At 72.6% G+C, this 22,533-nt stretch carries 24 protein-coding genes; 17 read left to right on the forward strand and 7 right to left on the reverse strand.

Features of this window, described 5'->3' with window-relative positions; translation table 11 throughout:
- Positions 1–36: 36 nt before the first annotated feature.
- Positions 37–1,998 (forward strand): antibiotic biosynthesis monooxygenase, encoded by a 1,962-nt coding sequence (locus tag AB0G16_RS07935; protein ID WP_362800397.1) that lies wholly within the window; start codon positions 37–39, stop codon positions 1,996–1,998.
- A 136-nt stretch (positions 1,999–2,134) separates the two neighbouring features.
- Here the strand turns inward: AB0G16_RS07935 and AB0G16_RS07940 are convergent, their stop codons facing one another.
- Complete coding sequence (locus AB0G16_RS07940; protein ID WP_362800400.1) at positions 2,135–2,383, reverse strand: glutaredoxin family protein; 249 nt, start codon at positions 2,381–2,383, stop codon at positions 2,135–2,137.
- Between the two features lie 242 nt (positions 2,384–2,625).
- Here AB0G16_RS07940 and AB0G16_RS07945 point away from each other — a divergent pair, with 242 nt between their 5' ends.
- The 6 genes from AB0G16_RS07945 to AB0G16_RS07970 all read left to right on the forward strand — a co-directional run bounded on the left by AB0G16_RS07945 (position 2,626) and on the right by AB0G16_RS07970 (position 9,267).
- The gene (locus AB0G16_RS07945) at positions 2,626–3,321 is read left to right on the forward strand and encodes a redox-sensing transcriptional repressor Rex (RefSeq protein ID WP_362800403.1); all 696 of its coding nucleotides are present in this window, start codon (positions 2,626–2,628) and stop codon (positions 3,319–3,321) included.
- Positions 3,322–3,421: 100 nt separating this feature from the next.
- Entirely contained in the window at positions 3,422–4,756 is a 1,335-nt protein-coding gene (locus AB0G16_RS07950; protein ID WP_362800406.1) for a glutamyl-tRNA reductase, read from the forward strand.
- Positions 4,753–5,673 carry a hydroxymethylbilane synthase gene (gene hemC / locus AB0G16_RS07955; RefSeq protein WP_362800409.1) on the forward strand — a complete coding sequence of 307 codons (921 nt, stop codon included), beginning with the start codon at positions 4,753–4,755 and terminating at the stop codon, positions 5,671–5,673. Before AB0G16_RS07950 ends, hemC begins: the two co-directional genes overlap by 4 nt.
- Positions 5,670–7,250 carry a bifunctional uroporphyrinogen-III C-methyltransferase/uroporphyrinogen-III synthase gene (locus AB0G16_RS07960; RefSeq protein ID WP_362800412.1) on the forward strand — a complete coding sequence of 527 codons (1,581 nt, stop codon included), beginning with the start codon at positions 5,670–5,672 and terminating at the stop codon, positions 7,248–7,250. Before hemC ends, AB0G16_RS07960 begins: the two co-directional genes overlap by 4 nt.
- 134 nt (positions 7,251–7,384) lie before the next feature.
- Entirely contained in the window at positions 7,385–8,371 is a 987-nt protein-coding gene (hemB, locus tag AB0G16_RS07965) for a porphobilinogen synthase (protein WP_362800415.1), read from the forward strand.
- 254 nt (positions 8,372–8,625) lie between these two features.
- Complete coding sequence (locus tag AB0G16_RS07970) at positions 8,626–9,267, forward strand: bifunctional DNA primase/polymerase (RefSeq protein WP_362800418.1); 642 nt, start codon at positions 8,626–8,628, stop codon at positions 9,265–9,267.
- 18 nt (positions 9,268–9,285) lie between these two features.
- On the opposite strand, the gene AB0G16_RS07975 is transcribed toward AB0G16_RS07970, so the two are convergent.
- Positions 9,286–9,471, reverse strand: a complete 186-nt coding sequence (locus AB0G16_RS07975; RefSeq protein ID WP_362800421.1) for a hypothetical protein — start codon at positions 9,469–9,471, stop codon at positions 9,286–9,288.
- 180 nt (positions 9,472–9,651) lie between these two features.
- Here AB0G16_RS07975 and hemL point away from each other — a divergent pair, with 180 nt between their 5' ends.
- On the forward strand, positions 9,652–10,947 hold the full coding sequence (gene hemL / locus AB0G16_RS07980; protein ID WP_362800424.1) for a glutamate-1-semialdehyde 2,1-aminomutase: 1,296 nt from the start codon (positions 9,652–9,654) through the stop codon (positions 10,945–10,947).
- A gap of 40 nt (positions 10,948–10,987) precedes the next feature.
- Here the strand turns inward: hemL and AB0G16_RS07985 are convergent, their stop codons facing one another.
- Both AB0G16_RS07985 and AB0G16_RS07990 read right to left on the reverse strand, forming a co-directional pair.
- Positions 10,988–11,584, reverse strand: coding sequence for a Uma2 family endonuclease (locus AB0G16_RS07985; protein WP_362800427.1), 597 nt, complete (start codon positions 11,582–11,584; stop codon positions 10,988–10,990).
- A 42-nt stretch (positions 11,585–11,626) separates the two neighbouring features.
- Positions 11,627–12,559: an EamA family transporter gene (locus tag AB0G16_RS07990; protein ID WP_362800430.1), complete on the reverse strand. Its 933-nt coding sequence runs from the start codon at positions 12,557–12,559 to the stop codon at positions 11,627–11,629.
- 73 nt (positions 12,560–12,632) lie between these two features.
- Here AB0G16_RS07990 and AB0G16_RS07995 point away from each other — a divergent pair, with 73 nt between their 5' ends.
- From AB0G16_RS07995 to ccsB, 6 genes are all read left to right on the forward strand, one after another.
- Positions 12,633–13,625 carry a LysR family transcriptional regulator gene (locus AB0G16_RS07995; protein WP_362800433.1) on the forward strand — a complete coding sequence of 331 codons (993 nt, stop codon included), beginning with the start codon at positions 12,633–12,635 and terminating at the stop codon, positions 13,623–13,625.
- A 119-nt stretch (positions 13,626–13,744) separates the two neighbouring features.
- Entirely contained in the window at positions 13,745–14,383 is a 639-nt protein-coding gene (locus tag AB0G16_RS08000; RefSeq protein WP_362800436.1) for a histidine phosphatase family protein, read from the forward strand.
- A gap of 56 nt (positions 14,384–14,439) precedes the next feature.
- Entirely contained in the window at positions 14,440–15,009 is a 570-nt protein-coding gene (locus AB0G16_RS08005) for a TlpA disulfide reductase family protein (RefSeq protein ID WP_362800439.1), read from the forward strand.
- On the forward strand, positions 14,999–15,733 hold the full coding sequence (locus AB0G16_RS08010; RefSeq protein ID WP_362800442.1) for a cytochrome c biogenesis protein CcdA: 735 nt from the start codon (positions 14,999–15,001) through the stop codon (positions 15,731–15,733). The genes AB0G16_RS08005 and AB0G16_RS08010 overlap by 11 nt, the downstream gene beginning before the upstream one ends.
- A gap of 35 nt (positions 15,734–15,768) precedes the next feature.
- Positions 15,769–17,634 (forward strand): cytochrome c biogenesis protein ResB, encoded by a 1,866-nt coding sequence (locus AB0G16_RS08015; protein ID WP_362800445.1) that lies wholly within the window; start codon positions 15,769–15,771, stop codon positions 17,632–17,634.
- Positions 17,624–18,613, forward strand: coding sequence for a c-type cytochrome biogenesis protein CcsB (gene ccsB / locus AB0G16_RS08020; RefSeq protein ID WP_362800447.1), 990 nt, complete (start codon positions 17,624–17,626; stop codon positions 18,611–18,613). Before AB0G16_RS08015 ends, ccsB begins: the two co-directional genes overlap by 11 nt.
- 88 nt (positions 18,614–18,701) lie before the next feature.
- On the opposite strand, the gene AB0G16_RS08025 is transcribed toward ccsB, so the two are convergent.
- Positions 18,702–19,001, reverse strand: coding sequence for a PLD nuclease N-terminal domain-containing protein (locus tag AB0G16_RS08025; protein ID WP_362800450.1), 300 nt, complete (start codon positions 18,999–19,001; stop codon positions 18,702–18,704).
- A gap of 235 nt (positions 19,002–19,236) precedes the next feature.
- Here AB0G16_RS08025 and AB0G16_RS08030 point away from each other — a divergent pair, with 235 nt between their 5' ends.
- A complete protein-coding gene (locus tag AB0G16_RS08030; RefSeq protein ID WP_362800453.1) occupies positions 19,237–19,950 on the forward strand; it encodes a hypothetical protein in 714 nt (237 codons plus the stop codon).
- Between the two features lie 10 nt (positions 19,951–19,960).
- Positions 19,961–20,200 (forward strand): hypothetical protein, encoded by a 240-nt coding sequence (locus tag AB0G16_RS08035; protein ID WP_362800455.1) that lies wholly within the window; start codon positions 19,961–19,963, stop codon positions 20,198–20,200.
- A 276-nt stretch (positions 20,201–20,476) separates the two neighbouring features.
- Here the strand turns inward: AB0G16_RS08035 and AB0G16_RS08040 are convergent, their stop codons facing one another.
- Complete coding sequence (locus AB0G16_RS08040) at positions 20,477–20,716, reverse strand: BldC family transcriptional regulator (protein WP_012887349.1); 240 nt, start codon at positions 20,714–20,716, stop codon at positions 20,477–20,479.
- Positions 20,717–20,978: 262 nt separating this feature from the next.
- On the opposite strand from AB0G16_RS08040, the gene AB0G16_RS08045 reads away from it, so the two are divergent.
- On the forward strand, positions 20,979–21,176 hold the full coding sequence (locus AB0G16_RS08045) for a DUF4229 domain-containing protein (protein ID WP_362800458.1): 198 nt from the start codon (positions 20,979–20,981) through the stop codon (positions 21,174–21,176).
- On the opposite strand, the gene AB0G16_RS08050 is transcribed toward AB0G16_RS08045, so the two are convergent.
- Positions 21,160–22,485, reverse strand: a complete 1,326-nt coding sequence (locus AB0G16_RS08050) for a hypothetical protein (RefSeq protein ID WP_362800461.1) — start codon at positions 22,483–22,485, stop codon at positions 21,160–21,162. The two genes, AB0G16_RS08045 and AB0G16_RS08050, sit on opposite strands and share 17 nt — an antisense overlap.
- Between the last annotated feature and the right edge of the window lie 48 nt (positions 22,486–22,533).

Raw genomic sequence — 22,533 nt, forward strand, 5'->3', positions numbered from 1 at the left:
GGTTAGGGGGTAATGTCCGGCAGCATTGGAGACACCATGGAAGTCCTCGTCGCTGTCATCGCTTTCGCCGGTGCATTGCTCGCAGCCATCGCCACCGGTGCCCTCGTCAGCCGTCTGCGTGGTGAGCCCAAGGGCTGGCTGATCGCCTGGAGCATCACGACGGCGTCCCTGTCCGTTTCACTCGCAGTAATCGCCACCGGTCACCTGATCGGTTTTGGACCAGGCACGTTCCGCATTTACCAACTGACCGGATCCATGCTGGCCCCGCTCTGGCTGGCCGTGGGGGTCATCCAGCTCCTGGCCCGCAAGAGCACGGCCCGCTTCGCCTCGTGGCTGCTGGGGATCGCCCTCACCGTCATCGCCGCGGTGATCCTGGCGATCGACCCGATCCTGCTGGAGAAGGACTTCGCCAAGACCCTCCCGCCGGGGGGCACGCACTGGGGCCTGTTCGCGACGTCCCTGCTCCTGGCGGTGCACGTGATCGTCGCGGTCGTGCTGCTGGGCGGGACGGTGCTCGCCGCCCTCCGCAACCGGGGCGGCGACGACTACGACGCCGACAACCTGCACGCGCTCCTGGTGCTCGGTCCCACCGGCCTCGCCCTCGTCGGTGCCGTCAGCTTCGCGGTGCCCGGCATGTTCACCGTGCTCCTGTTCCTCGTCACGGCCGCGGCGGTCTGGTACGTCCTGCTCCGCCCGCTCGCGCCCTACGAGGACGAGGACGAGGACGCGGCGGACGACGACTGGGAGAACCGGCCGCCGACGCTCAGGCCCCCGGAGCGCGAGCCTCGCGACGTGCAGGTCGCGGGCCGCCGGATCACCCCCGAGGAGGCGCCCCGCGCGGTGGCGGCCGAGGAGGTGCCCCGGCGCTCCGGCCTCGGCGACCTGGTGGCCGAGTACCGCGCGGGCGAGCAGGACGTGGACTACGCGGCCCGCATGCGGCAGCAGCAACCCGCCCCGGCCGACGACCCGTTCGGCGGGCCCGCCACCGGAATGTTCATGGCGGGCGAGTACGGCATGCCGCTCCCCGGCCGGCCGCCCGGCGGGGATCCCGGCAGGCGCGGTGGCGACCACGGCGCGCAGCCGCCGGTGACCGGCCAGTTCGGCATGCCCCCGGCGGGCCCCTCGACCGGCGAGTACGACATCCCGGCCAACGAGTTCGGCAGGCACGGCGCTCCCGGCTCCAGGTCCTCCGCTCCCGGCAGGTCGCCGGGACCGGCGACCGGGGAGTTCGGCCGGCCGGTGGGCACGGGAGAGTTCGGCATGCCGCCCGGCCCCGGTGCGGGCGGCCCCGGCACCGGTGAGTTCGGCCGCCCGGCGGGTTCCGGAGAGTTCGGCATGCCGCCCGGCCCCGGGACAGGGGAGTTCGGCCGCCCGGCGGCCCCCGGTGACTTCGGCAGGCCGGCCGGTCCCGGGACAGGGGAGTTCGGCGGGGCGGGCAGCCTGCGGCCCATGCCCGCCGAGCAGGCGTTCGGCGGCGCGCCCGCCCAGGGACCGGGGCTCGGCGGTCCCGCCGGCCACGACCGGAGCGGTTCCCGCGGGCCGGGGTCCCCGGCCGGTGCCCCGCCGTCGGCGGGTGCCCGGTATCCGGGGACGACAGGGCCGGGCGGTGGCCTGCCGGGCGGTGGCCTGCCGGGCGGCGGGCTGCCGGGTGGTCCCGGCCGTCCCTCGCCGGGCATCTTCGGGATGCTGACCGTCTTCACCCTGCTCGACGGCACCGGCGAGAGGTTCGACCGGCTGGCCGAGGAGACCGTGGAGGCGGTCCGCGGCTCCGAGCCGGACACGCTCGTCTACTCCTGCCACTCGGTGAAGTCGGCGCCGCTCCAGCGCATCGTCTACGAGCTCTACCGGGACGAGGTCGCCTACAGCGAGCACCAGCGACGGCCGCACACCGAGCGCTTCGTCACCGAACGCCAGTCCATGGTGCTCGCCACGAATGTGATCGAGCTCACCCTGAACGCCGCCAAGGTGATGCCGCTCCCCACGGCCTTCGGGCCGTGACCGGGTGCGCGGGCCCGTGCCCGTGCCCGCGCACCCGGCCGCCGCGGCGGCCTCCGTGCCGCGACCAGGACCACGGCCGCGACCAGGACCACGGTCTCGATCGCGGCCGGGACCGGGACCGGGGTCGCGGTCCCGGTCAGGCGCCGAGCGCGGCGCGCAGGCGGTTCTCGTCGACGCGCCAGAAGTCGTGCTGGACGCCGTCGACGAGGGTGACCGGGATCATCTCCCAGTAACGGGCCTGATCCTCTTCCGATGCCGTGATGTCGCGTTCCTCCCAGGGGACGCCGAGTTCCGCGGCGACCCTCTCGATCACCGCCCGCGCGTCGTCGCACAGGTGGCAGCCGGGTTTGCCGAGCAGGGTGATGCGATGGTCTCGCGGTGACATGACCGCCACCGTAGCCGAGCGGGAGCAGGGCGCGCGGGGCCGGGCGGGAGGGCGGGGGAGGGGCCGGGGAAGGGGCCGGTCGAGGGACCGACCCCGGGCATGACCAAGATTGTGAACACTGACTTTGTGCATCGGTTCACAAAAGGACTAACCTGAATGACAGTGGCCTCACCTCGTCATCCGTCGCGTCCGGGCCGCGCCGGCCGCCTGTCCCCCTGGAGCTCCGGCACGTGATCCGCCGTATGTCCCAAGCCCGCGAACGCGGCATACCCGAGGCGACCGTCGCCCGGCTGCCGCTCTATCTGCGCGCGCTGAACGGCATGGCCGAGCGTGGTCTGGCGACCGTGAGCTCGGAGGACCTGGCCGTCGCGGCGGGCGTCAACTCCGCCAAGCTCCGCAAGGACCTCTCCCACCTGGGCTCGTACGGCACCCGCGGCGTCGGCTACGACGTCGAGTACCTGATCTACCAGATCAGCCGGGAGCTGGGTCTCACCCAGGACTGGGCGATCGCGATCGTCGGGGTGGGAAACCTCGGCCGCGCGCTGGCCAACTACGGCGGGTTCGTCTCCCGCGGGTTCAGGATCGCGGCGCTCCTCGACGCCGACCCCGAGGTGGTGGGCGACCACATCGCGGGGTTGAATGTGGAGCACATCGACGAGCTGGAGGCCGTGATACGACGGCGGGGAGTGTCGATCGTGGTGCTCGCGACGCCGGCCGTGGCGGCCCAGCAGGTGGCCGACCGGGTCGTCGCCGCGGGGGTCACCAGCATCCTGAACTTCGCCCCCGTCGTACTTTCCGTGCCTGATGGCGTCGATATCCGTAAAGTCGACCTATCTATCGAACTGCAGATCCTGGCGTTCCACGAGCAACGCAAGACGGATCGGATGACGGGGGGGCCCGCGATGGCCGAGGAGTGGCCCGAGGCGGTGGACCTGTGACGGGGAACCCGAGAGGACAACGCGCAGGAGCCCGCGGCGACCGTGCCCGCGCACCGCGCGGGACGGATCACCTCCTCCCCGCCGGGACCGGGGAGGGCCGATGAGCGTCCTCGTCGTCGGCCTGAGCCACCGGACGGCGCCGGTGGCCCTGCTGGAGCGGGTCTCGGTCTCCGGTGACTCGCTGGTCAAGCTGCTCCGGGACGTCCAGCAGGACGCCCACGTCGCCGAGGTCATGGTCGTCTCGACCTGCAACAGGGTCGAGGTCTACGCCGATGTCGACCGGTTCCACGCCGCCGTGACCTCGATCTCCCGGCTGCTCGGCACCCACTCCGGCGTCCCGGTGGAGCAGCTCGCCTCCCACCTGTACGTGCACTACGAGGACCGCGCGGTCGAGCACCTGTTCTCGGTGGGGGCAGGGCTGGACTCGATGGTCGTGGGCGAGGGGCAGATCCTCGGCCAGGTGCGCGCGGCCCTCAGGCTGGCCCAGCAGGAGGGCACGCTCGGCCCGACGCTCAACGAGCTCGTCCAGCAGTCGCTGCGGGTGGGCAAGCGCTCCCACACCGAGACCGGTATCGACCGGGCCGGCGCCTCCCTGGTCGGCGTGGGGCTCACCCTGGCCGAGCGCGTCCTCGGCCCCCTGCCGGGGCGGCGGGCCCTGGTGGTCGGCGCCGGCTCGATGAGCGCCCTGTCGGCCGCGACCCTCCAGCGGGCCGGCGTGAGCGACATCGTGGTGGTCAACCGGACCCACGAGCGCGCGGTGCGGCTGGCCCAGACGGTCGGGGGCCGGGCGGCGGTGTTCGGCGACCTGGCGGCGGAGCTGGCCGGGGCCGACCTGGTCGTCTCCTGCACCGGTGCCACCGACGTGGTCGTCACCGCCGACATGGTGACCCCCCGGGAGATGTTCCTGCTCGACCTGGCCCTGCCGCACGACATCGACCCCGCGGTCCGGCGGCTGCCCGGGGTGACCCTGGTCGACCTGGAGACCATGCAGGAGGGCGAGGCCGAGACCGGCGACGACGGCCGGGCCGAGGCGGTCGCCGCGGTGCGCGCCATCGTCACCGAGGAGGTCGACGCCTACCTCTCGGCGGAGCGGGCCGCGCGCGTCACGCCGACCGTGGTCGCGCTGCGCAGCAAGGCGGCCCGGGTGGTCGAGGCCGAGCTCGAACGGCTCGTCTCACGGGTCCCCGAGCTCGACGGACGCGTCAGGGACGAGGTCGCCCAGACCGTCAGGCGGGTGGTCGACAAGCTCCTCCACGAGCCCACCGTGCGTGTCAAGCGGCTGGCCGAGTCCCCCGCGGGTGATCATTATGCGGAGGCGCTGCGAGAACTGTTCAATCTTGACCCGAAGGTGCCCGAAGCGGTGCGGCGTATCGAGACGATGGACGTCGAGCCGGGTAGGAACACCGAGCCGAGCAAGAAGGAGGCAGGCCTGTGAGCAGCGTTTCCCCTCCGCTCCGGCTGGGAACGAGGCGGAGCGTCCTGGCGACCACGCAGTCGGGGACGGTCGCCACCCGCCTGACCGAGCTGACCGGCCGCACCGTCGAGCTCGTGGGCGTCACCACCTTCGGCGACGTGACCAGGGCCGACCTCACGCAGCTCGGCGGCACGGGCGTCTTCGTCAGCGCGCTGCGCGACAAGCTGATCGAGGGGACGATCGACTTCGCGGTGCACTCCCTCAAGGACCTGCCCACCACACCCGACCCGCGCGTGGTCATCGCGGCGATCCCGCCGCGCGAGGACCCCAGGGACGCCCTGGTGAGCGTCGCCAAGCTGGCCGACATGCCGCCCGGCGCGAGGATCGGCACGGGCTCCCCCCGGAGGATGGCCCAGCTCCGGATGCTCCGCCCCGACCTCGACTACGTGCCCATCCGCGGCAACGCCGACACCCGGATCGGCAAGGTCACCTCGGGCGAGCTGGACGGCGTCGTGCTCGCCGCCGCCGGGCTCGGAAGGCTGGGCCGCGAGGCCGAGATCTCGCAGATCTTCGAGGTCACCGAGATGCTGCCCGCCCCCGGGCAGGGAGCGCTGGCCGTGGAGTGCCGCGCCGACCGCGCCGACCTCGTCGACCTGCTGGGCGTGCTCGACGACGCGCCCACCCGCGCCGCGGTCACCGCCGAGCGCGCCGTGCTGGGCGCCCTGGAGGCGGGGTGCGCCGCCCCGGTGGGCGCGTACTCGGCCTGGCGTGGGCACGACCTGATCCTGACCGCCGCCGTCGTCGCCGTCGACGGCGGGCGAGCGGTACGCAAGTCCGCCGCCGGTGGCTCTTCCGCGCCCATGGATCTCGGCCGCGACCTCGCGGCCGAGATGATCGCGGAAGGGGCCGGCACGTTGATAGGGGAGCAGGCACATTGAGCTCCGGAAGCACCACCTTCGAGCACCCGTCCGGGTTCGTCGCCTTCGTCGGCGCGGGGCCCGGTGACGAGGGCCTGCTCACGCTCCGCGGCGCCGACCTGCTCTCCCGGGCCGACGTCGTCATTCTCGACCAGGAGACGTACGGGCCGCTGTTGCGCCACTGCCGCGAGAACGTCGAGATCGTCGGCACGGCCGACGACGGCGCCGTCTCGCTGAAGGTCGTCAAGACGGCCAAGGGCGGCAGCGTCGTCGTGCGCCTGTGCGCCGGCGACCCGATGTTCTTCTCCTCGATCACCGAGGAGGTCGCGGCCTGCGTCAAGGCGGAGGTGGACTTCGAGATCGTGCCCGGCGTGCCGCCCGCGACGGCGGTGCTCACCTACGCCGGGATCCCCGCCGCGGTGTCGGTGCCCGAGTTCCGGGTGGTGGACGCGGCCCAGATCGACGACTGGTCGGCGTACGCGGGCGGGGCCGGCACCCTGGTGATCTACAACGGCGTCGCCGAGGCCGCGGCGATCGGCAAGGCGCTGATCGCCGCGGGCCGCCGCGACTCGACGCCGGTGGCGATCAGCGCCGCGGGCACCACGACCGAGCAGCACACCGTGGTGACCACGCTGGGCCGGATCGCGCCCGACCTCAAGCACGCCGGGATGGCCGAGCCCGCCCTGATCGTGGTCGGCGAGGCCGTCGGCATGCGCGACCGCCTGTCGTGGTTCGAGACCAAGCCGCTGTTCGGCTGGCGGGTGCTCGTCCCCAGGACCAAGGAGCAGTCGGCCGACCTGGTCGAGCAGCTGCGCTCCTACGGCGCGGTGCCCGAGGAGGTCCCCACGATCTCCGTGGAGCCGCCCCGCACCCCGCAGCAGATGGACCGCGCGATCAAGGGCCTGGTCACCGGGCGCTACGAGTGGGTGGCCTTCACCAGCGCGAACGCGGTCAAGGCGGTGCGCGAGAAGTTCGAGGAGTACGGCCTGGACGCCCGCGCGTTCGCCGGCCTCAAGGTCGCGGCCGTGGGCGAGAGCACCGCCCGCGCGCTGGTGCGGTTCGGCGTCAAACCCGACCTGATGCCGTCGGGCGAGCAGTCCTCGGAGGGTCTGCTGGCCGAGTGGCCGCCGTACGACTCGATGCTCGACCCGATCAACCGGGTGCTGCTGCCGCGGGCCGACATCGCGACCGAGACGCTCGTGGCCGGGCTGACCGAGCTCGGCTGGGAGTGCGACGACGTGACCGCCTACCGGACGGTCCGGGCCGCGCCGCCGCCCGCCCCGACCCGTGAGGCGATCAAGGGCGGCGGGTTCGACGCGGTGCTCTTCACCTCCTCCAGCACCGTGCGCAACCTGGTGGGCATCGCGGGCAAGCCGCACAACGTCACGGTCATCGCGGTGATCGGCCCGCAGACCGCCAAGACGGCCGAGGAGTTCGGGCTGCGGGTGGACGTCATGGCCGAGAAGCCCTCGGCCTCCGCGCTCGCGACGGCGCTGGCGGCGTACGGCGCCGGCCAGCGGCAGGCCGCGGTCACCGCGGGCGACACCCCCCGCAGGCCCTCGCAGACCCGGCGGGGAGCCCGGCGCCGGGCGAAGTGACCCCGGCCGCGACGGCCGCGACGTAGCCTGGAACGCGGCGGCCCCGGCACCCGGGCGGCGGGTGGCGGGCCGGACCACACAGACGAGTTCCTCCGGCCGCGTTCCTCTACCGGCCGGAAAGAGGGGGAGACACCATGACGGCCCAGTTCCCTGCCGCGCGTCCGCGCAGGCTCCGCCGCAGCGCGCCCGTGCGCCGGATGGTCGCCGGCACCCGCCTGCACCCGGCGGAGCTGGTGCTGCCGGTGTTCGTCAAGGAGGGCATCACCGAGCCGAACCCGGTCGGCTCGATGCCCGGGGTGTTCCAGCACACCCGCGAGTCGCTGCGCAAGGCCGCCTGCGAGGCGGCCGAGGCCGGGGTGGGCGGCCTGATCCTGTTCGGCATCCCGGCGGTGAAGGACGCGCGCGGGTCGGCGGCCGACGACCCCGACGGCATCGTGCAGCTCGCCCTCGCCGACCTGGTCTCCGAGGTGGGCGACGCGCTCGTCGTGATGGCCGACACCTGCCTGGACGAGTTCACCGACCACGGGCACTGCGGCATCCTGACCGACGGCGGCGAGGTCGACAACGACGCCACCCTGGAGCGCTACGCGGCCGCGGCCGTCGCCCAGGCGCGGGCCGGGGCGCAGGTCGTCGCGCCGAGCGGCATGATGGACGGGCAGGTCGCGGCCATCCGCGCCGCGCTGGACGGCGACGGCTTCGAGCAGATCCCGATCCTGGCCTACTCGGCCAAGTACGCCTCGGCGTTCTACGGCCCCTTCCGCGAGGCGGCCGAGTGCGCCCCGCGCTCCGGGGACCGCAACGCCTACCAGCAGGACGCGGCCGGGCCCGTCGGGGAGGCGCTGCGCGAGGTGCGGCTGGACCTCGCCGAGGGCGCCGACGCCGTCATGATCAAGCCCGCGCTGGCCTACCTCGACATCCTGCGCCAGGTGCGCGACGCCGTGGACGTGCCGGTGGCGGCGTACCAGGTCAGCGGCGAGTACGCGATGGTCGAGGCCGCCGCGGCGAACGGCTGGCTCGACCGGGACCGGGCGATCATGGAGTCGCTGGTGGCGATCCGCAGGGCCGGCGCCGACCTGATCCTCAGCTACTGGGCGACCGAGGTGGCCGCGAAGCTGCGCTGAGCCGGTGGCGCGCACCCGGTCGCGGCAGGACCGCCGGTGGTGAGGTCGCGGCGAGGCCGGTGGCGCGTGCCCGGGAGCCGAGAACCGGAGGTTCGCCACCTGAGGAGGAAGCGTGTGCGTTAGAGTGCGATGACCGGTGCGGATGTGTCCCAGGTGGCGTAGACCCTGGGCGGTTTGACGTTCCCCACTGACCAGAGTGTGGACAGGTCCTCGCATCCGGACGGCACGCGGGATGCGGGACGACGGAGGACGCGATGGTCGGGGTACCGCTGGTTCGTCGAGGCAGACGACACGGCCGTCCGAGGCAGGTGATCGACTCCGTGCTGGAGTACGCCGCCCTGGGCTGGGCGAGCTGCCTGGGCGCCCGGCCGCTGACCGCGGGGTCGCGCTCGTGCTCCTGTGACCGCGTCGGCTGTCCCGATCCCGGCGCGCACCCGCTCTCGCGGACCTGGCAGATGGAGGCCAGCACCGACCCGGCGCTGCTGGCCGGCTGGTGGCGGCACGACCCCGAGGCGAACGTGGTCCTGCCGACGGGGCGGGTGTTCGACGTCTTCGACGTACCGCTCGCCGCGGGGCGCACCACCCTCGCGGCCATGGACTCCGCCGGAGTCGTCCCGGGCCCGGTCGCCGTCAACGGCGACCGGGCCCTGTTCTACGTGGCCACCCGCAACGCCTCCGAGGACGAGGACGAGTGGTGGTCCTGCGCCCTGGACGCCGGCCCCTCGGTCATCGACGACATGCCCGGCCTGCGCTGGCACTGCCGTGACAGCTACGTGCTGGCCCCGCCCTCGCTGCTGCCGACCGGCCTGACCGGCTCCTGGCTGCGTCCGCCGGACCGCGGCCCGCTGCCCGACCCGCTCCGGGTCCTGGACCTGCTCGCCGACGTCTGCGACTGAGCGGGCACCCGGGACCCGTCACGGGGAGCCGCCCAGCCCGGCCACCGGGTCACGGCCACCGGCCAGCGTGTCGATCAGCCGGGACGGCTCGGAGTGGAGCACGCCGACGACCGCCGCCAGGGTGCCGTTGACCAGGACGCCGTTGACCACGGTGCGGACGCCGGGCGGCCAGGTCCTCGGCCGCCCGGCGGGACGTGTCGTCACCGCTGTCCCCGAAGGATTCCGTACGCGGTGTCCCGTCGTCCTGGGACCGGTGTCCCGTGCGTGCGGGTCCCGCACCGGGACCGGTGGTCCGCCCGGTGGGACGGATTCCGCGGGGCCCGCGCCGGGAGGGCGGCTCGCCCGGGGGACGGACCGGGCGTTTCCCTGGCTACGCTTGGGGACGTGAGCCGTACCGAGAACTCCGAGGACCTGTTCGCCCGCGCCCGCGAGATCGTCCCGGGAGGCGTCAACTCCCCGGTCCGCGCCTTCGGCGCCGTAGGCGGCACGCCGCGCTTCATGACCTCGGGCCAGGGCCCCTACATCACCGACGTGGACGGCAACCGCTACGTCGACCTGGTCTGCTCCTGGGGGCCGATGATCCTCGGTCACCGGCACCCCGCGGTGATCGAGGCGCTGCAGGAGGCGCTGCGCGACGGCACCTCGTTCGGCACGGCCACCCCCGGCGAGGTCGAGCTCGCCGAGGAGATCGTCGCGAGGGTCGAGCCGGTGGAGAAGGTCCGCCTCGTCAGCTCCGGCACCGAGGCCACCATGTCGGCCGTACGGCTGGCCCGCGGCTTCACCGGCCGCTCCAGGATCGTGAAGTTCGCCGGCTGCTACCACGGCCACGTCGACGCGCTGCTCGCCTCGGCGGGCTCCGGCGTGGTGACCTTCGGCCTGCCCGACACCCCCGGCGTGACCGGCGCCTCGGCCGCGGACACCGTGGTGCTGCCCTACAACTCCACCGAGGCGGTCACCGAGGCGTTCCGCGCGTTCGGCGCCGACATCGCCTGCGTGATCACCGAGGCGTGCCCGGCCAACATGGGCGTCGTGCCGCCGTTGGACGGGTTCAACGCCACGCTGCGCGAGCTGTGCACCGAGCACGGCGCCCTGCTGATCGTCGACGAGGTGCTCACCGGCTTCCGCGTGTCGGAGTCCGGCTGGTACGGGCTCGACCCGGTCGAGGCCGACCTGATGACCTTCGGCAAGGTGATGGGCGGAGGCCTGCCCGCCGCCGCGTTCGGCGGGCGCGCCGACGTGATGGCCCACCTCGCGCCGGAGGGCCCGGTCTACCAGGCCGGCACCCTGTCGGGGAACCCGCTGGCCTGCGCCGCGGGCCTTGCCACCCTGCGCGCCTGCGACGAGGGGGTCTACGACCAGGTCGACGCCGCCGCCCTGGTCATCGGCCGCGCCGCCGCCGACGCCCTGGCCGCGGCCGGGGTGCCGCACCGGCTGCAGCGCGCCGGGAGCCTGTTCTCGATCTTCTTCACCGAGGACCCGGTCACCGACTTCGCGGCCGCCCAGACCCAGGACACCGCCGCCTACCGGGCCTTCTTCCACTCCATGCTGGACCAGGGCGTCTACCTGCCGCCGTCGGCGTACGAGGCGTGGTTCCTGTCGTCGGCCCACGACGACGAGGCCCTCTCCCGTGTCGCCGAGGCCCTGCCCGCCGCCGCCAAGGCCGCCGCCCAGGTCCTCTGAGGCTCCCCGAGATCCCGACCTGCGGGGCGCGGGCGGGACCCTACCCGGGCAGGTCGCCGAGGTCGATCGTGATCGGGAAGGGCACCGGCACGGTCAGCCGGTCGTGGTGGATGCCGGTGAGCGCGTACATGCGCGTGGCGGGGTCGAGCTCGTAGACGTAGACCACCGGGGCGCCGTCGTTGTTCTCCACCCGCCAGAAGTGCGCGATGCCCGCCTCGGCGTACCGGGACGGCTTGGTCTTGCGGTCCCGGTCCTCGGACTCGGGTGAGACCACCTCGACGACGAGGTGCACCTCGTCGGGGGTGTAGAACGTCCGGTCGTCGTCCTCGGCGGCCCCGGCGTCGATGACGACGACGTCGGGGCAGGGGCGCATCCGGTGCCCGAGCCTGACGTCCATCTCCATCACGGCGGTGACGTGCTCGGGGGCCTGAGCGTTTAGGGCGACCCGAAGGCCGAACAGCATGCGCTCATGGAAGCGCTTCTGGGGGGACATGAAGACGAGGGCTCCATCGATGAGTTCGACGTGCTTGAAGAAGTCGGGCTCGCCGTTCGGTCCCTCCAGCGGAAGACGATCGAGGTCGTCGGCGGTCCATCCCCACGGGGGAGGGGAGGGCCAGTACTCGAGTGCGGCGCTCACGTCGGTCACCGTAACATCGTCTCCGTCACCGTGTGTGTTCATTCACATCATCTCCGTTGCCCTCACCTTATTCTCTCCCGTTTCCCCCTCGGAGGAAGCCGGAGCCGGGGATGTGGAGGTCGTCGGAGCGGGGGTGCGGCGGGGGCGGGTGCCGGCGTACAGGACACCGCAGATGATCAGGACGCCCGCGGCGAGCCTGAAGGGGGTGATCTGCTCGCCGATGAACAGCGCCGCCGACGACATGCCGAACACCGGGACCATCAGGGCGGTCGGGGAGACCACCGAGGCGTCGTAGCGCTTGAGCAGGAAACCCCAGACGGCGAAGCCCGCGAGCGTGGAGATGAACGCCACGTACAGCAGCGCGAGGCCGCCCTCCACCGAGAACTCCAGCCGGGGCACCCCCTCCACCGCCAGGCTGAACGCCAGCATCGGGGGGGCGGTGACCGCGCTGAGCCAGACCATGAAGCGCAGCGAGTCGGGCGGCGAGGCCTTCCTGACCACGATGTTCCCCACGCTCCAGAAGAACGCCGAGCCGACCACCAGCAGGAACGCGCCGACGGGGCCTCCTGGCCCCAGGTCGGTGGCGATCAGCGCCAGACCGGCGAACGCGACCACCATGCCGACGATCCGCCGCCGGGTGAACCGTTCCCCCAGCAGCGTGACGGCCAGCACGGCGGTGAAGACCGCCTGAACCTGGACGACGAGCGAGGTCAGCCCGGCGGGCATGCCGGCCCGCATGCCCGTCAGCAGCAGGGCGTACTGGCCGGCGCCGAGTGTGGCGCCGGCCAGGAGCACCTTCCGCCAGGGCACCCCGGGGCCGCCGACGAACAGCAGGGCCGGGAAGGCGGCCAGGGCGAAGCGGGCCGCCACGAAGAACAGCGGGGGGAAGTGCCGTAGCCCTACCTCCATGACCACGAAGTTGAGGCCCCACACGAGGGTGAGGCCGACGGCCAGGAGGATGTGCCGGGTACGCATTCGCCCATAGTGGTTGATAACGACATTTCAGAACAAGTTAGTATTTCTTGCTCGGGTCGTTTAGGCTTGCTACATGCTGGATCTCAACCGTCTCAAGGCCCTGCACGCGGTCTCCGTCTACGGCTCGGTGGGCGCGGCGGCCGAGGCGCTCATGGTGACCCCCTCCGCGGTCTCCCAGCAGCTCGCCAAGCTGGAACGGGAGACCGGCGCGACCCTGCTGGAACGCAGCGGGCGCGGCGTGCGGCTGACCGACGCGGCCGGACTGCTGGCCGACCACGCCGAGCGCATCCTCGCGCTGGTCGAGACGGCAGAGGCCGACTTCGAGGCGCTGCGCGGGCAGGTCGTGGGGCGGCTGAGCATCGGCGCGTTCCCCACGGCGGCCCGGGGGCTGATGCCCGCCGCGCTGACCCTCCTGCAGACCCGTCACCCGGACCTGCGCCTGGAGCTCACCGAGCGCGAGCCCGAGCGGCAGGTCCGCGAGGTGAGCAGGGGCGAGCTCGACCTCGGGGTGATACAGGACTGGATGAACCGCCCGGTGGCGATCCCCGAGGGGCTCTCCCGCGCGACGTTGTTCGACGACATCGCCGACGCGATCCTGCCCGCGTCACACCCGCTGGCCGACCGGGCCGAGATCGAGCTGGCCGAACTCTACGGAGAACGGTGGATCAGCTCCACGCCCGGCACCATCTGCCACGACTGGCTGGTCCACACGCTCCGCTCGGCCGAGCTGGAGCCGGACATCGCCTGCATGGCGGACGAGTGCCCCACCCAGATGGCCCTCGTCGCGGGCGGGCTGGGCTGCGCGATCATCCCCCGGCTGGGGCGCGACTACGTCCCCGCGGGGGCGCGGGTGGTGCCGATCAGGTCCCGTCCCACCCGCAGGATCTACGCGCTGTGGCGGACCGACGCCGCGCGACGCCCGGCGATCCGCGCCGCGGTCGAGGCGTTGAAGGTCGTCGCCGCCGACTTCCAGTGCCCCGCCTCCCCGGGCGGGCCGCCGGCGTCCGAACGGTCCCCGGGATCCCCCGCGACGGTGCTCCCGGCGGTGTCGCCGGTGTCACCCTGACGGGTTCCCCGCGCCTCGCGCGGTCCCGCGGGCCCCGTCCGTCCGCCCCGCTCCATCGGCCCCGGCGGGCCCACCTGCCCTGTCACCGGCCCGGTCCCTGTCGGTAGGCTGGCGGCACCATGGCTGAGACCACCGTCGTCCACCTCCTGCGCCACGGCGAGGTGCACAACCCCGACAACGTCCTGTACGGCAGGTTGCCCGACTACCACCTGTCCGACAACGGCAGGCAGATGGCCGAGACGGTCGCCAAGACGGTCGCCGGCCGCGACGTGACCGCGATCTTCTCCTCCCCCCTGGAACGCGCGCGGGAGACCGCCGTCCCGCTCGCCGAGGCCTTCCGGCTGGACGTCACGATCGACGAGCGGCTCATCGAGGCCGAGAACATCTTCGAGGGCCTCTCCCTCGGCAGGGGGGACGGCCTCTTCCGCAACCCGCGCTTCTACCGCTACCTGTGGAACCCGTTGCGCCCCTCGTGGGGGGAGCGCTACACCCATCTGGTCAGGCGCATGAGCGCCGCGATCGTCGCGGCCCGCAGGGCGGCGCGCGGCCATGAGGCGATCATGGTCAGCCACCAGCTCCCGATCTGGACCATCCGGCTCGCGGCCGAGGGCAGGCGCCTGCCGCACGACCCGCGCCGCAGGCAGTGCGGGCTGGCCAGCCTCACCACCTTCTCCTTCGAGGGAGACCGGCTGATCAGCGTCGGATACAGCGAACCGGCCGCCGCGCTCGTCAAACGCCCCACTGTGCCGGGCGCCTGAGGCCGCCGGTAGAGTTACCGCTCTACCGGTTGTAGTACAGGGAGCCTCCGTCACCCATGCGCGCCACATCCTTCGCCGCCGCCGCGCTGCTCGTCGCCGTGGCCGGGTGCGCCGGAAACCAGGGATCGCAACCCCAGACCGGTGACACCCGTTTCGTCCCCGGTGACGGCAAGGTCACCATGTTCCAGGCCGCCGACCGCAAGGTCGCCCCCGAGGTGAAGGGCGAGACCCTCGACGGGGGCACCGCCTCGCTGGCCGCCCACCGCGGCAAGGTCGTGGTGATCAACTTCTGGGCCTCCTGGTGCGCCCCCTGCCGGGCCGAGGCGCCGGTGCTCAAGGAGATCTCCGCCGCGAAGAAGGCAGACGGCGTGGTGTTCCTCGGCATCGACTTCAAGGACCGCAAGGCCGACGCCCTGGCGTTCGAGCGCGGTCACGAGCCCGGCTACCCGAGCATCTTCGACCAGCCGGGCAAGGTGGCGCTCTCGTTCCAGGGCACGGTCCCGCCCGCGGCCATCCCCTCCACGCTGATCATCGACCGCCAGGGCCGCATCGCCGCCAGGGCCCTGGGCGCGGTCACCTACAGCGACCTGCTGAACGCCGTCACCAAGGTCGGCGATGAGCGTTGACCTCGTGGGCACCGTCGCCGGCGGCTCCCTGGCCCTGGCGCTGCCGATAGCGGTCGCGGCCGGGCTGGTGTCGTTCCTGTCGCCGTGCGTGCTGCCGCTGGTGCCGGGCTACCTGTCGTACGTGACCGGCATGAGCGCCGACCCCAGGCGAGGGCGCATGGTGGCCGGGATCGTGCTGTTCGTCCTGGGGTTCGCCTCGGTCTTCGTGGCCGGAGGCGCGCTCTTCGGCGGGCTCGGCGCGGCGCTGTTCGAGAACGCGGGGATCATCACCCGGGTGCTCGGCGGTCTCACGATCGTGCTCGGCCTGGCCTTCATGGGGGCCGTCCCCGGCCTGCAGCGCGACGTCCGCATCCACCGGGTCCCGGCCGCGGGCCTGGCCGGGGCGCCCCTCCTCGGCGTGGTCTTCGGTCTCGGCTGGACCCCCTGCATCGGCCCCACCCTCGCCGTCGTGCTCACCCTGGGCCTGAACGAGGGCAGCGCCGGCCGTGGCGCCGTGCTCGCCTTCGCGTACGCGCTCGGTCTCGGCCTGCCGTTCGTGGCGGCGGGACTGGCCTACAGCAGGGCACTGCGGACCTTCAAGGCGGTACGGCGGCACTCGCAACTGATCACGCGCGTGGGCGGCGTCATGCTGGTCGCCGTCGGGGTGCTGCTCGTCACGGGGCTCTGGGAGCAGCTCGTCGCGGCCATGCAGGGCTGGGTCGGCGGATTCGAGCCGGTGATCTGATGGAGCGCATCGGCTCGGGAACGGGAGATCCGGCGATGACGGAGGCCGTGGATCGGCAGAGCGGACGGGCCCGGACCGCCACCGGGTCGTCGCGGACCGGCGGCGGAGACCGGGGCCGTCCGGCCGGGCTCGGCGTCGTGGGATGGGCGCGCTGGTTCTGGCGGACGCTCACCTCCATGCGGACCGCGCTGATCCTGCTCTTCCTGTTCGCCCTGGCCTCGGTGCCCGGCTCGATCTGGCCGCAGCGCGGCGTCTCGGACGCCAAGGTCGCCCAGTACTTCGCCGACGACCCCGCGCTGGCCGGATGGCTGGACCGGTTCTGGCTGTTCGACGTGTTCCAGGCGCCCTGGTTCGCCGCGATCTACCTGCTGCTGTTCGTCTCCCTGATCGGCTGCGTGCTCCCGCGCACCGCGGTCCACCTGCGGGAACTGCGCAAGAAGCCGCCTCCGGCGCCGCGCAACCTGAGCAGGCTGCCGCACCACGCCTCCTTCTCGTCGCGTCTGACCGCGGACGAGGTGGCCGGGCGGCTGCGCGCGCGGCGGTTCCGGGTGACCACCGGCCCGGGGTGGGTCGCCGCGGAGAAGGGCTACCTGCGCGAGAGCGGCAACCTGCTGTTCCATGTGGCCCTGCTCGGCCTGCTGGTCGCGGTCGGCGCCGGTGCGCTGTACGGCTACCGGGGGAACGTGCTGGTCGTGGAGGGCGAGGGGTTCGCCAACACGGTCGCCGCCTACGACCGGTACATGCCCGGCCAGCAGGTGAGCGCCGAGTCGCTGGAACCGTTCTCCTTCACCGTCGAGGACTTCCAGGCGACCTACATCGCCAAGGGGGAGAAGGCCGGCCAGGCCCTCGACTACGCGGCCAGGCTCAGGGTCGAGGACGCCCCAGGGGCGGCCGGCCGCGAGCACCTGCTGAAGGTCAACGAGCCGCTGGATGTCAACGGCACGCTGAGCTACCTGATCGACCACGGTTACGCGCCGACCTTCAAGATCACCGACGGCAAGGGCCAGGTCGCCTTCGAGGGGCCGGTGGCCTGCCTGGTCGCCCAGCCCGCCACCTTCACCTCCGAGTGCGTGATCAAGGTCCCGGACGCGCGCCCCGAGCAGCTCGGCCTGCTGGTCGCCTTCCTGCCCACGACCGTGCCGATGGGCTCGGAGTGGGTCTCGATCTTCCCCGGCGCCGCCAACCCCACCGCGCAGGTGTACGGGGCCTTCGCCGGTGACCTCGGCCTGAGGAGCGGCCGGCCGCAGTCGGTCTACGAGCTCGACCCGGCGAGCCTGAAGAAGATGAAGCCGCTCCTGATGAAGGCCGACCCGCTGCGGGTCGGCGCGAGGCTCGCGCTGCCGGGCGGGGCCGGCTCGGTCGAGTTCACCGGGGTCAGGGAGTGGATCGCCCTGCAGATCACCTACGACCCGGGCAGGATGCCCGCCCTGGTCTCCGCGGTCCTCGCCGTGGCCGGCCTCGTGCTGACCCTGACCGTCCGCCGCCGCCGGGTGTGGGTACGGGTCCACGACGCCTCCCCGGGCGGGGAGGGCGGAACGGACGGCGGCGGCCCGTACCGTGTCGAGGTGGGCGGCCTGACCCGTACCGAGGGCGGCGACTTCGGTGAGGAGTTCGCCGAGATCGTCTCCTCCCTCGACACGGCTTCCCCGGCCCAGGCTTCCCCGGACACGGCCGCCACGAACACGGGCGTCCCGGACGGGGAGCCCTCGGGCGCGAGGCCCTCGGACGGGGAGTCCTCGGACGGGGAGTCTCCGGACGAGGAATCACCGGCGGGGCGACCGGCCGGCGGAAAATCACCGGTCCGTGAACCGGCGGACGAGGAACCACCGGACGCGGGACGTCCGGACCGGGGACGTCCGGATCAAGGACCTTCGAACCCAGGAGTGCAGGATGCCCGCTGAGGTCGATACCGGCCTCGCCACGTTGAGCGACCAGCTCATCCTGGCGACGGTGCTGCTCTACGTCTTCGCAATGATCGCCTACGCCCTCGACCTGGCCTTCGGCCGCTCCGCGGGGACGGCGGCCGGCGCCGCGCGCCCCGTGCCCGCCGCCGTCGGGGCCGGCGTCGTCGGGGCCGGCGTCGCGCGGGACGGGGCCGTCCCCGCGCGGGACGACGAGCCGGCGCTCCGCCCGGCGGACAGGGAGCCTCCCGCCTGGACCAGGTGGGCGGGACCGGCGGGCGTCGCGCTGAGCTGGCTCGGCTGGGCCGCCAACCTCGCCTCCCTGCTCACCCGCGGCCTGGCCGTGGGCCGCTGGCCGTGGGGCAACATGTACGAGTTCGTGGTCGCCATGTGCTTCGCGGCGATGAGCGCGTTCCTGTTCATGCAGCTCCGCTACCGGATCCGCTTCCTGGGCGCGTTCGTCGCGGTCGCCGCCGCCCTCGGGCTCGGCTTCGCCGTCCGCTACCTGCACGTGCAGGCCGGTCCGGTGGTGCCCGCGCTGAACTCCTACTGGATCGCGATCCACGTGTCGGCGGCGATCATCGCCAGCGGGCTGTTCATCCTGGCGGGCGTCTCCGGCATCCTCTACCTGGTCAGGAAGGACGGCTCGGTCCGCCTGCCGTCCCGGCCGGACCTGGAGCGGGTCGCGCACCGGGCCATCGTCATCGGTTTCCCGATCTGGACCTTCGCCGTCATCGCCGGGGCGCTCTGGGCCGACAAGGCGTGGGGCCGTTACTGGGGCTGGGACCCCAAGGAGATCTGGGCGTTCATCACCTGGATCGCCTACGCGGCCTACCTGCACGCCAGGGCCACCGCGGGCTGGAAGGGCAAGGCGGCCATGATCGTTCAGCTCGTCGCCTTCGGATGCCTGCTGTTCAACCTGGTCGGGGTGAACATCTTCCTGGGGGGCCTGCACTCCTACGCCGAGGTCCCCGGCTGAGCCCGGTCGCCGGGGGCAGGCCGTCCGGCGGCGCGACCCCCGGCCGCCGCGGCACCCGGTCGGATGCCGGGCCGGGACGACGGTCCCCTCAGTCCTCGTCGCGGAGCCTGCGGTCGAGGTCCTTGAGGAAGTCGGGGTCGTCGTCGGGGCCCTTGGGCGCCGCGGGGCGCGGGGGCCTCTCCTGCAGGGGCAGTGATCGGGGTGCCCGAGGGCCGGTCGGACGGCCGAGCAGGAGCCAGAAGACCCCTCCGACGACCGGCATCAGCACCACGATGACCGCCCAGAGCAGCTTGGGCAGGTTCCTTGACTCCTGGTCCGGCGTGGTGATGACGTCGAACAGGCAGTAGAGCCAGAAGGCGAGTATCGCCAGACCGACAAGCATGGGCATGCCCGAACTGTAAGCCATCGCGAGAACCACTGCGGTCGGCCCGAGGTTACGGGTGACCGGCGGGGGGCGCACCCCGTACCGTAGAGGCGTTGCCGCTTCCCCAGGGGGTGCGATGGCACATTCGGGCGACAAGGGCCGCCATCGACGGCGGTGGTGGCAGCGGAGTCCGGCTCCGCGTGCGGAGAGTCCCCTGCGGGGGACTCCGCGTGAGGTCCCTCGCGAGGCCGAGGGCCGGGTGGGCACGGTCACCGCACCGGTGGTCGACCGCCCGCAGTACACCTGGAAGGACTTCGAGCTCGACGACGAGCGTCCCCGGGCGCAGCCCAACTCCCCCGACACCCCGGGCCTGGGCGACGGCCTGCGCCACTGCGGGCGGCTGGAGCGCATCCTGCACCGCCAGTGGGACTCGCGGCGCGAGGTGCCGACGCCGGAGGTCGTACGGGCGGTGGAGAGCCTGGCCAGGTTGCCCGAGGCGCTCAAGGAGAAGCTGGCCGACGGCCTGGACGGGATCTACATCGGCGCGGGCGGCGTGCCCGACCTGGACGACATGGGCTACCTGCGCGGGGCCCCGCTCCCCTCGGGCCGGGCGACCTGGGACGTCTGCGCCGGCGCGTACGGCGACCGCAAGATCGTGGTGGGGGACCGGCCCTCACCCACCCCCGACGTGATGATGCACGAGGTCGGACACGCCCTGGACGACGTGGACGCCCCGTACGGAGACTGGGTCTCCGACTCCCCGGAGTTCGCCGCCCTCTACGAACGGTGCGTCCCGATGCTGGCCTCGGGGTTCCACCTGCAGTCCGGTGACCTGGGGCGCAAGGAGTTCTTCGCGGACGCCTTCGCCGCGATCGTCTCCCGTCAGCGTCCCGCGCTGGTCGACATGCTCGGCGGGGACACGCGGATGGCGCTCGACGTCATGCTGTTCTTCAACCGGCGCTACGGAATCTAGGTGATCTGGGATGTACGTCGTCAGGCTCGCCGACGGGACATTGCGTGTACCGCAGACCCTGGCCAGCGAGGACGGGCGTCTGATCGGCAATGCCTACGTGGAGGTGTCCCCGGGGGACCCCGACTACGAGCGCTGGCTGGCCGAGTCGCTCACCGAGGAGGAGTGGGCCGATCGCCGCAGGCGCTGGCTGAAGGAGAACGACGAGCTCGAACGGGAGTTCCTGGCCTTCAAGGCCGAGCAGGAGACCTGAAGGCGAACAGGACACCTGAACGGGCCGGGACCGCGGGCGGGGACGAGAAGGATCGCTCCGGGCGGCGCCGGGTGGCTCCACGGACGTGACGCGGTGAGGGGGGAGGTCACCGTCGTTGTCGATCGATGCCGTTCGATGCCGCTCGCTTTTTCGCGGTGTTTCTCGGTGTTTTCCGGTGTTTTCCGGTGTCGCGTGAGGCCTCGGACGACTCCACGGTGACCCTGCGGCTTCCGGGTAGGGCGCGCAGGATCACCGATGGTGTGACGTCCTAAGTCGTCAGACGCGCGGGGACTCGCCAGCCGGCCGTTCGGCCGTCAAGACGTCCTCTCCACGCAGAAGGGCGTGCACTTCCGACTCGCGGAAACGCCGGTGCCCTCCGGGGGTACGGATGCTGCTGATGCGGCCTGCCGCGGCCCAGCGTGTAACCGTCTTTGGGTCGACCCGAAAGAGGGCGGCAACCTCTCCGGGCGTCAGCAGACGCTCGCTGCTACTCTCCACAATCTCTCCCCCTCGCATCCCGCTTCCTGCCAGCGGGCGGACAGGTAACCAGTGTGCCGAGCGAAGCCTGATTTATCCGTGGTTTTCAACAAAGATCACGGGTTGTTATCGACTGCCTGCCCGATTGTTATATGATAGAGCCTTTTTGAGACGCTCGTGGGTGTTTCTTTACGAAACTGATCTCTTGTGAAGACTAGCAGTGCTCGCAGTCGATGCGAAGGGTGTCGGCCAGGCCGCCCACGATCGTGCCTGGAGGAACGGGTGGCGTAACCTCGATGGCGTGCATCCCGTCATCGTTTACACCGCGTCCCGGGCCGGCCTGCTGATCGTGAGCCTGGGAGTGCTCTATATCCTCGGCCTGCGCCAGCCCCTGGTCCTGCTGGTCGCCGCATTCCTGGTCAGCGGGGTGGCCAGTTACGTCCTGCTCTCGAAGCAGAGGGACGCGGTGAGCGAGCGAATCGCTAAGAATCGGGAGTGATCGGCAACGGGAACATGCCGACTCGGGCATGGTACTCGTGACCAAGCCGGGTTGTGTCACTACCAACGAGTAATCCACCCCGATGGGCCAGGAATGCCTTGACTCCGATTCCTGGATCACGGGTGGGGTTCCATGTCAGCGCCCTGCCGGTGCGCGGATGGATCGCCCCGATCCCCGGTCGCGCCACCGCGCCGGGGCCCGCGGAGTCGCGTCCGCGTGGATTGTCCAGCCAGCGCTGGTGCCCGCCGACGTAGACGGCCGCCCCGGTCGCGGCCACCGCGTAGAGCGAGTCGCCGCCGGTGTGGTTCACCCAGGTCGGCCGGACCGGCCCGGCCGCGCCCGTCTCGAAGCGCGCGGCGGTGTCGCACATCGTCCGCGGGCCCATGGGCCCGCCGGTCGTGACGACGGCGAGGTGGTCCCCGCCGGGGGAGAAGTCCAGGCCCCGCAGGTAGCCGGGGAAGTCCGACCGGCACCTGCCCCGGTAGGCGTCGGTCCGCCAGGGCGCGACCGCGGCCGGTGAGGCGGTCACGTCGACCAGGGCGAGCTGGGGACGCGACCGGCCGCCGAGCGTGCCGAAGTCGCCGGCCACCGCCAGCCTGGTGCGGCTCAGGGCCAGGGCGTGCACCCTGGTGCGGCCGCCCCTGGGCGCGGCCGGTTCGACCGTGAACGCCGGATCGGCCACGCCGGTCACGGCGTCCAGCCTGGCCAGCGCGGTACGCGGGACGTCCCCGACCGCGGTGAAGTCGCCGCCCGCGTACAGGGCGCGGCCCGACCTGACCAGGGAGGTGACCGTGCCGCCCCGCACCGGCGCGCCGAAACGGGCCACCGCCGAGCCGTCGGAGAGCCGCAGCAGGACCAGTCCGCGCGCCCACCTCCCGCCCGCGGAGGTGAACCGGCCGCCCGCGTGGACGGTGCCGTGCACCCCCGCGGCGAGCGCCTGGACCGGGCGGTCGGGCTGCGGCGCGAAGCCGGGCAGCACCCGGCCGGTGGCCAGGTCGTAGGCGAAGAGGTTGCGGTGCCGGAACGTCGCGGAGCCGCCCGCCTCGCGCACCCCGGTGAACGAGCCGCCGACCACCACCGTGCCGCCCACCAGCGCCAGGGCGTTGACGATCCCGTCGAGCACGTGCGGGGTGGTGTCCACCGGGTCGGCCGAGACGACCCGGCCGTGCCCGACGCCGCCGGCGGCCGAGACCGGGGCGGCGGACGGAACGGCGGGGAGGTGCGGAGCGGTGACCGGGACGGCGACCGCAGGGGCGGCCAGGGGGACGACCAGGGAGACGACCGGCACGGAGACGCTGCTGGCAAACATTTGACAATATTTAGCACGCGGAGGGTGATCGGTCGCCTACTTTCCGTG

Origin of the sequence: Streptosporangium sp. NPDC023615 (genome assembly GCF_040640155.1) — a bacterium.
Classification (GTDB): domain Bacteria; phylum Actinomycetota; class Actinomycetes; order Streptosporangiales; family Streptosporangiaceae; genus Streptosporangium.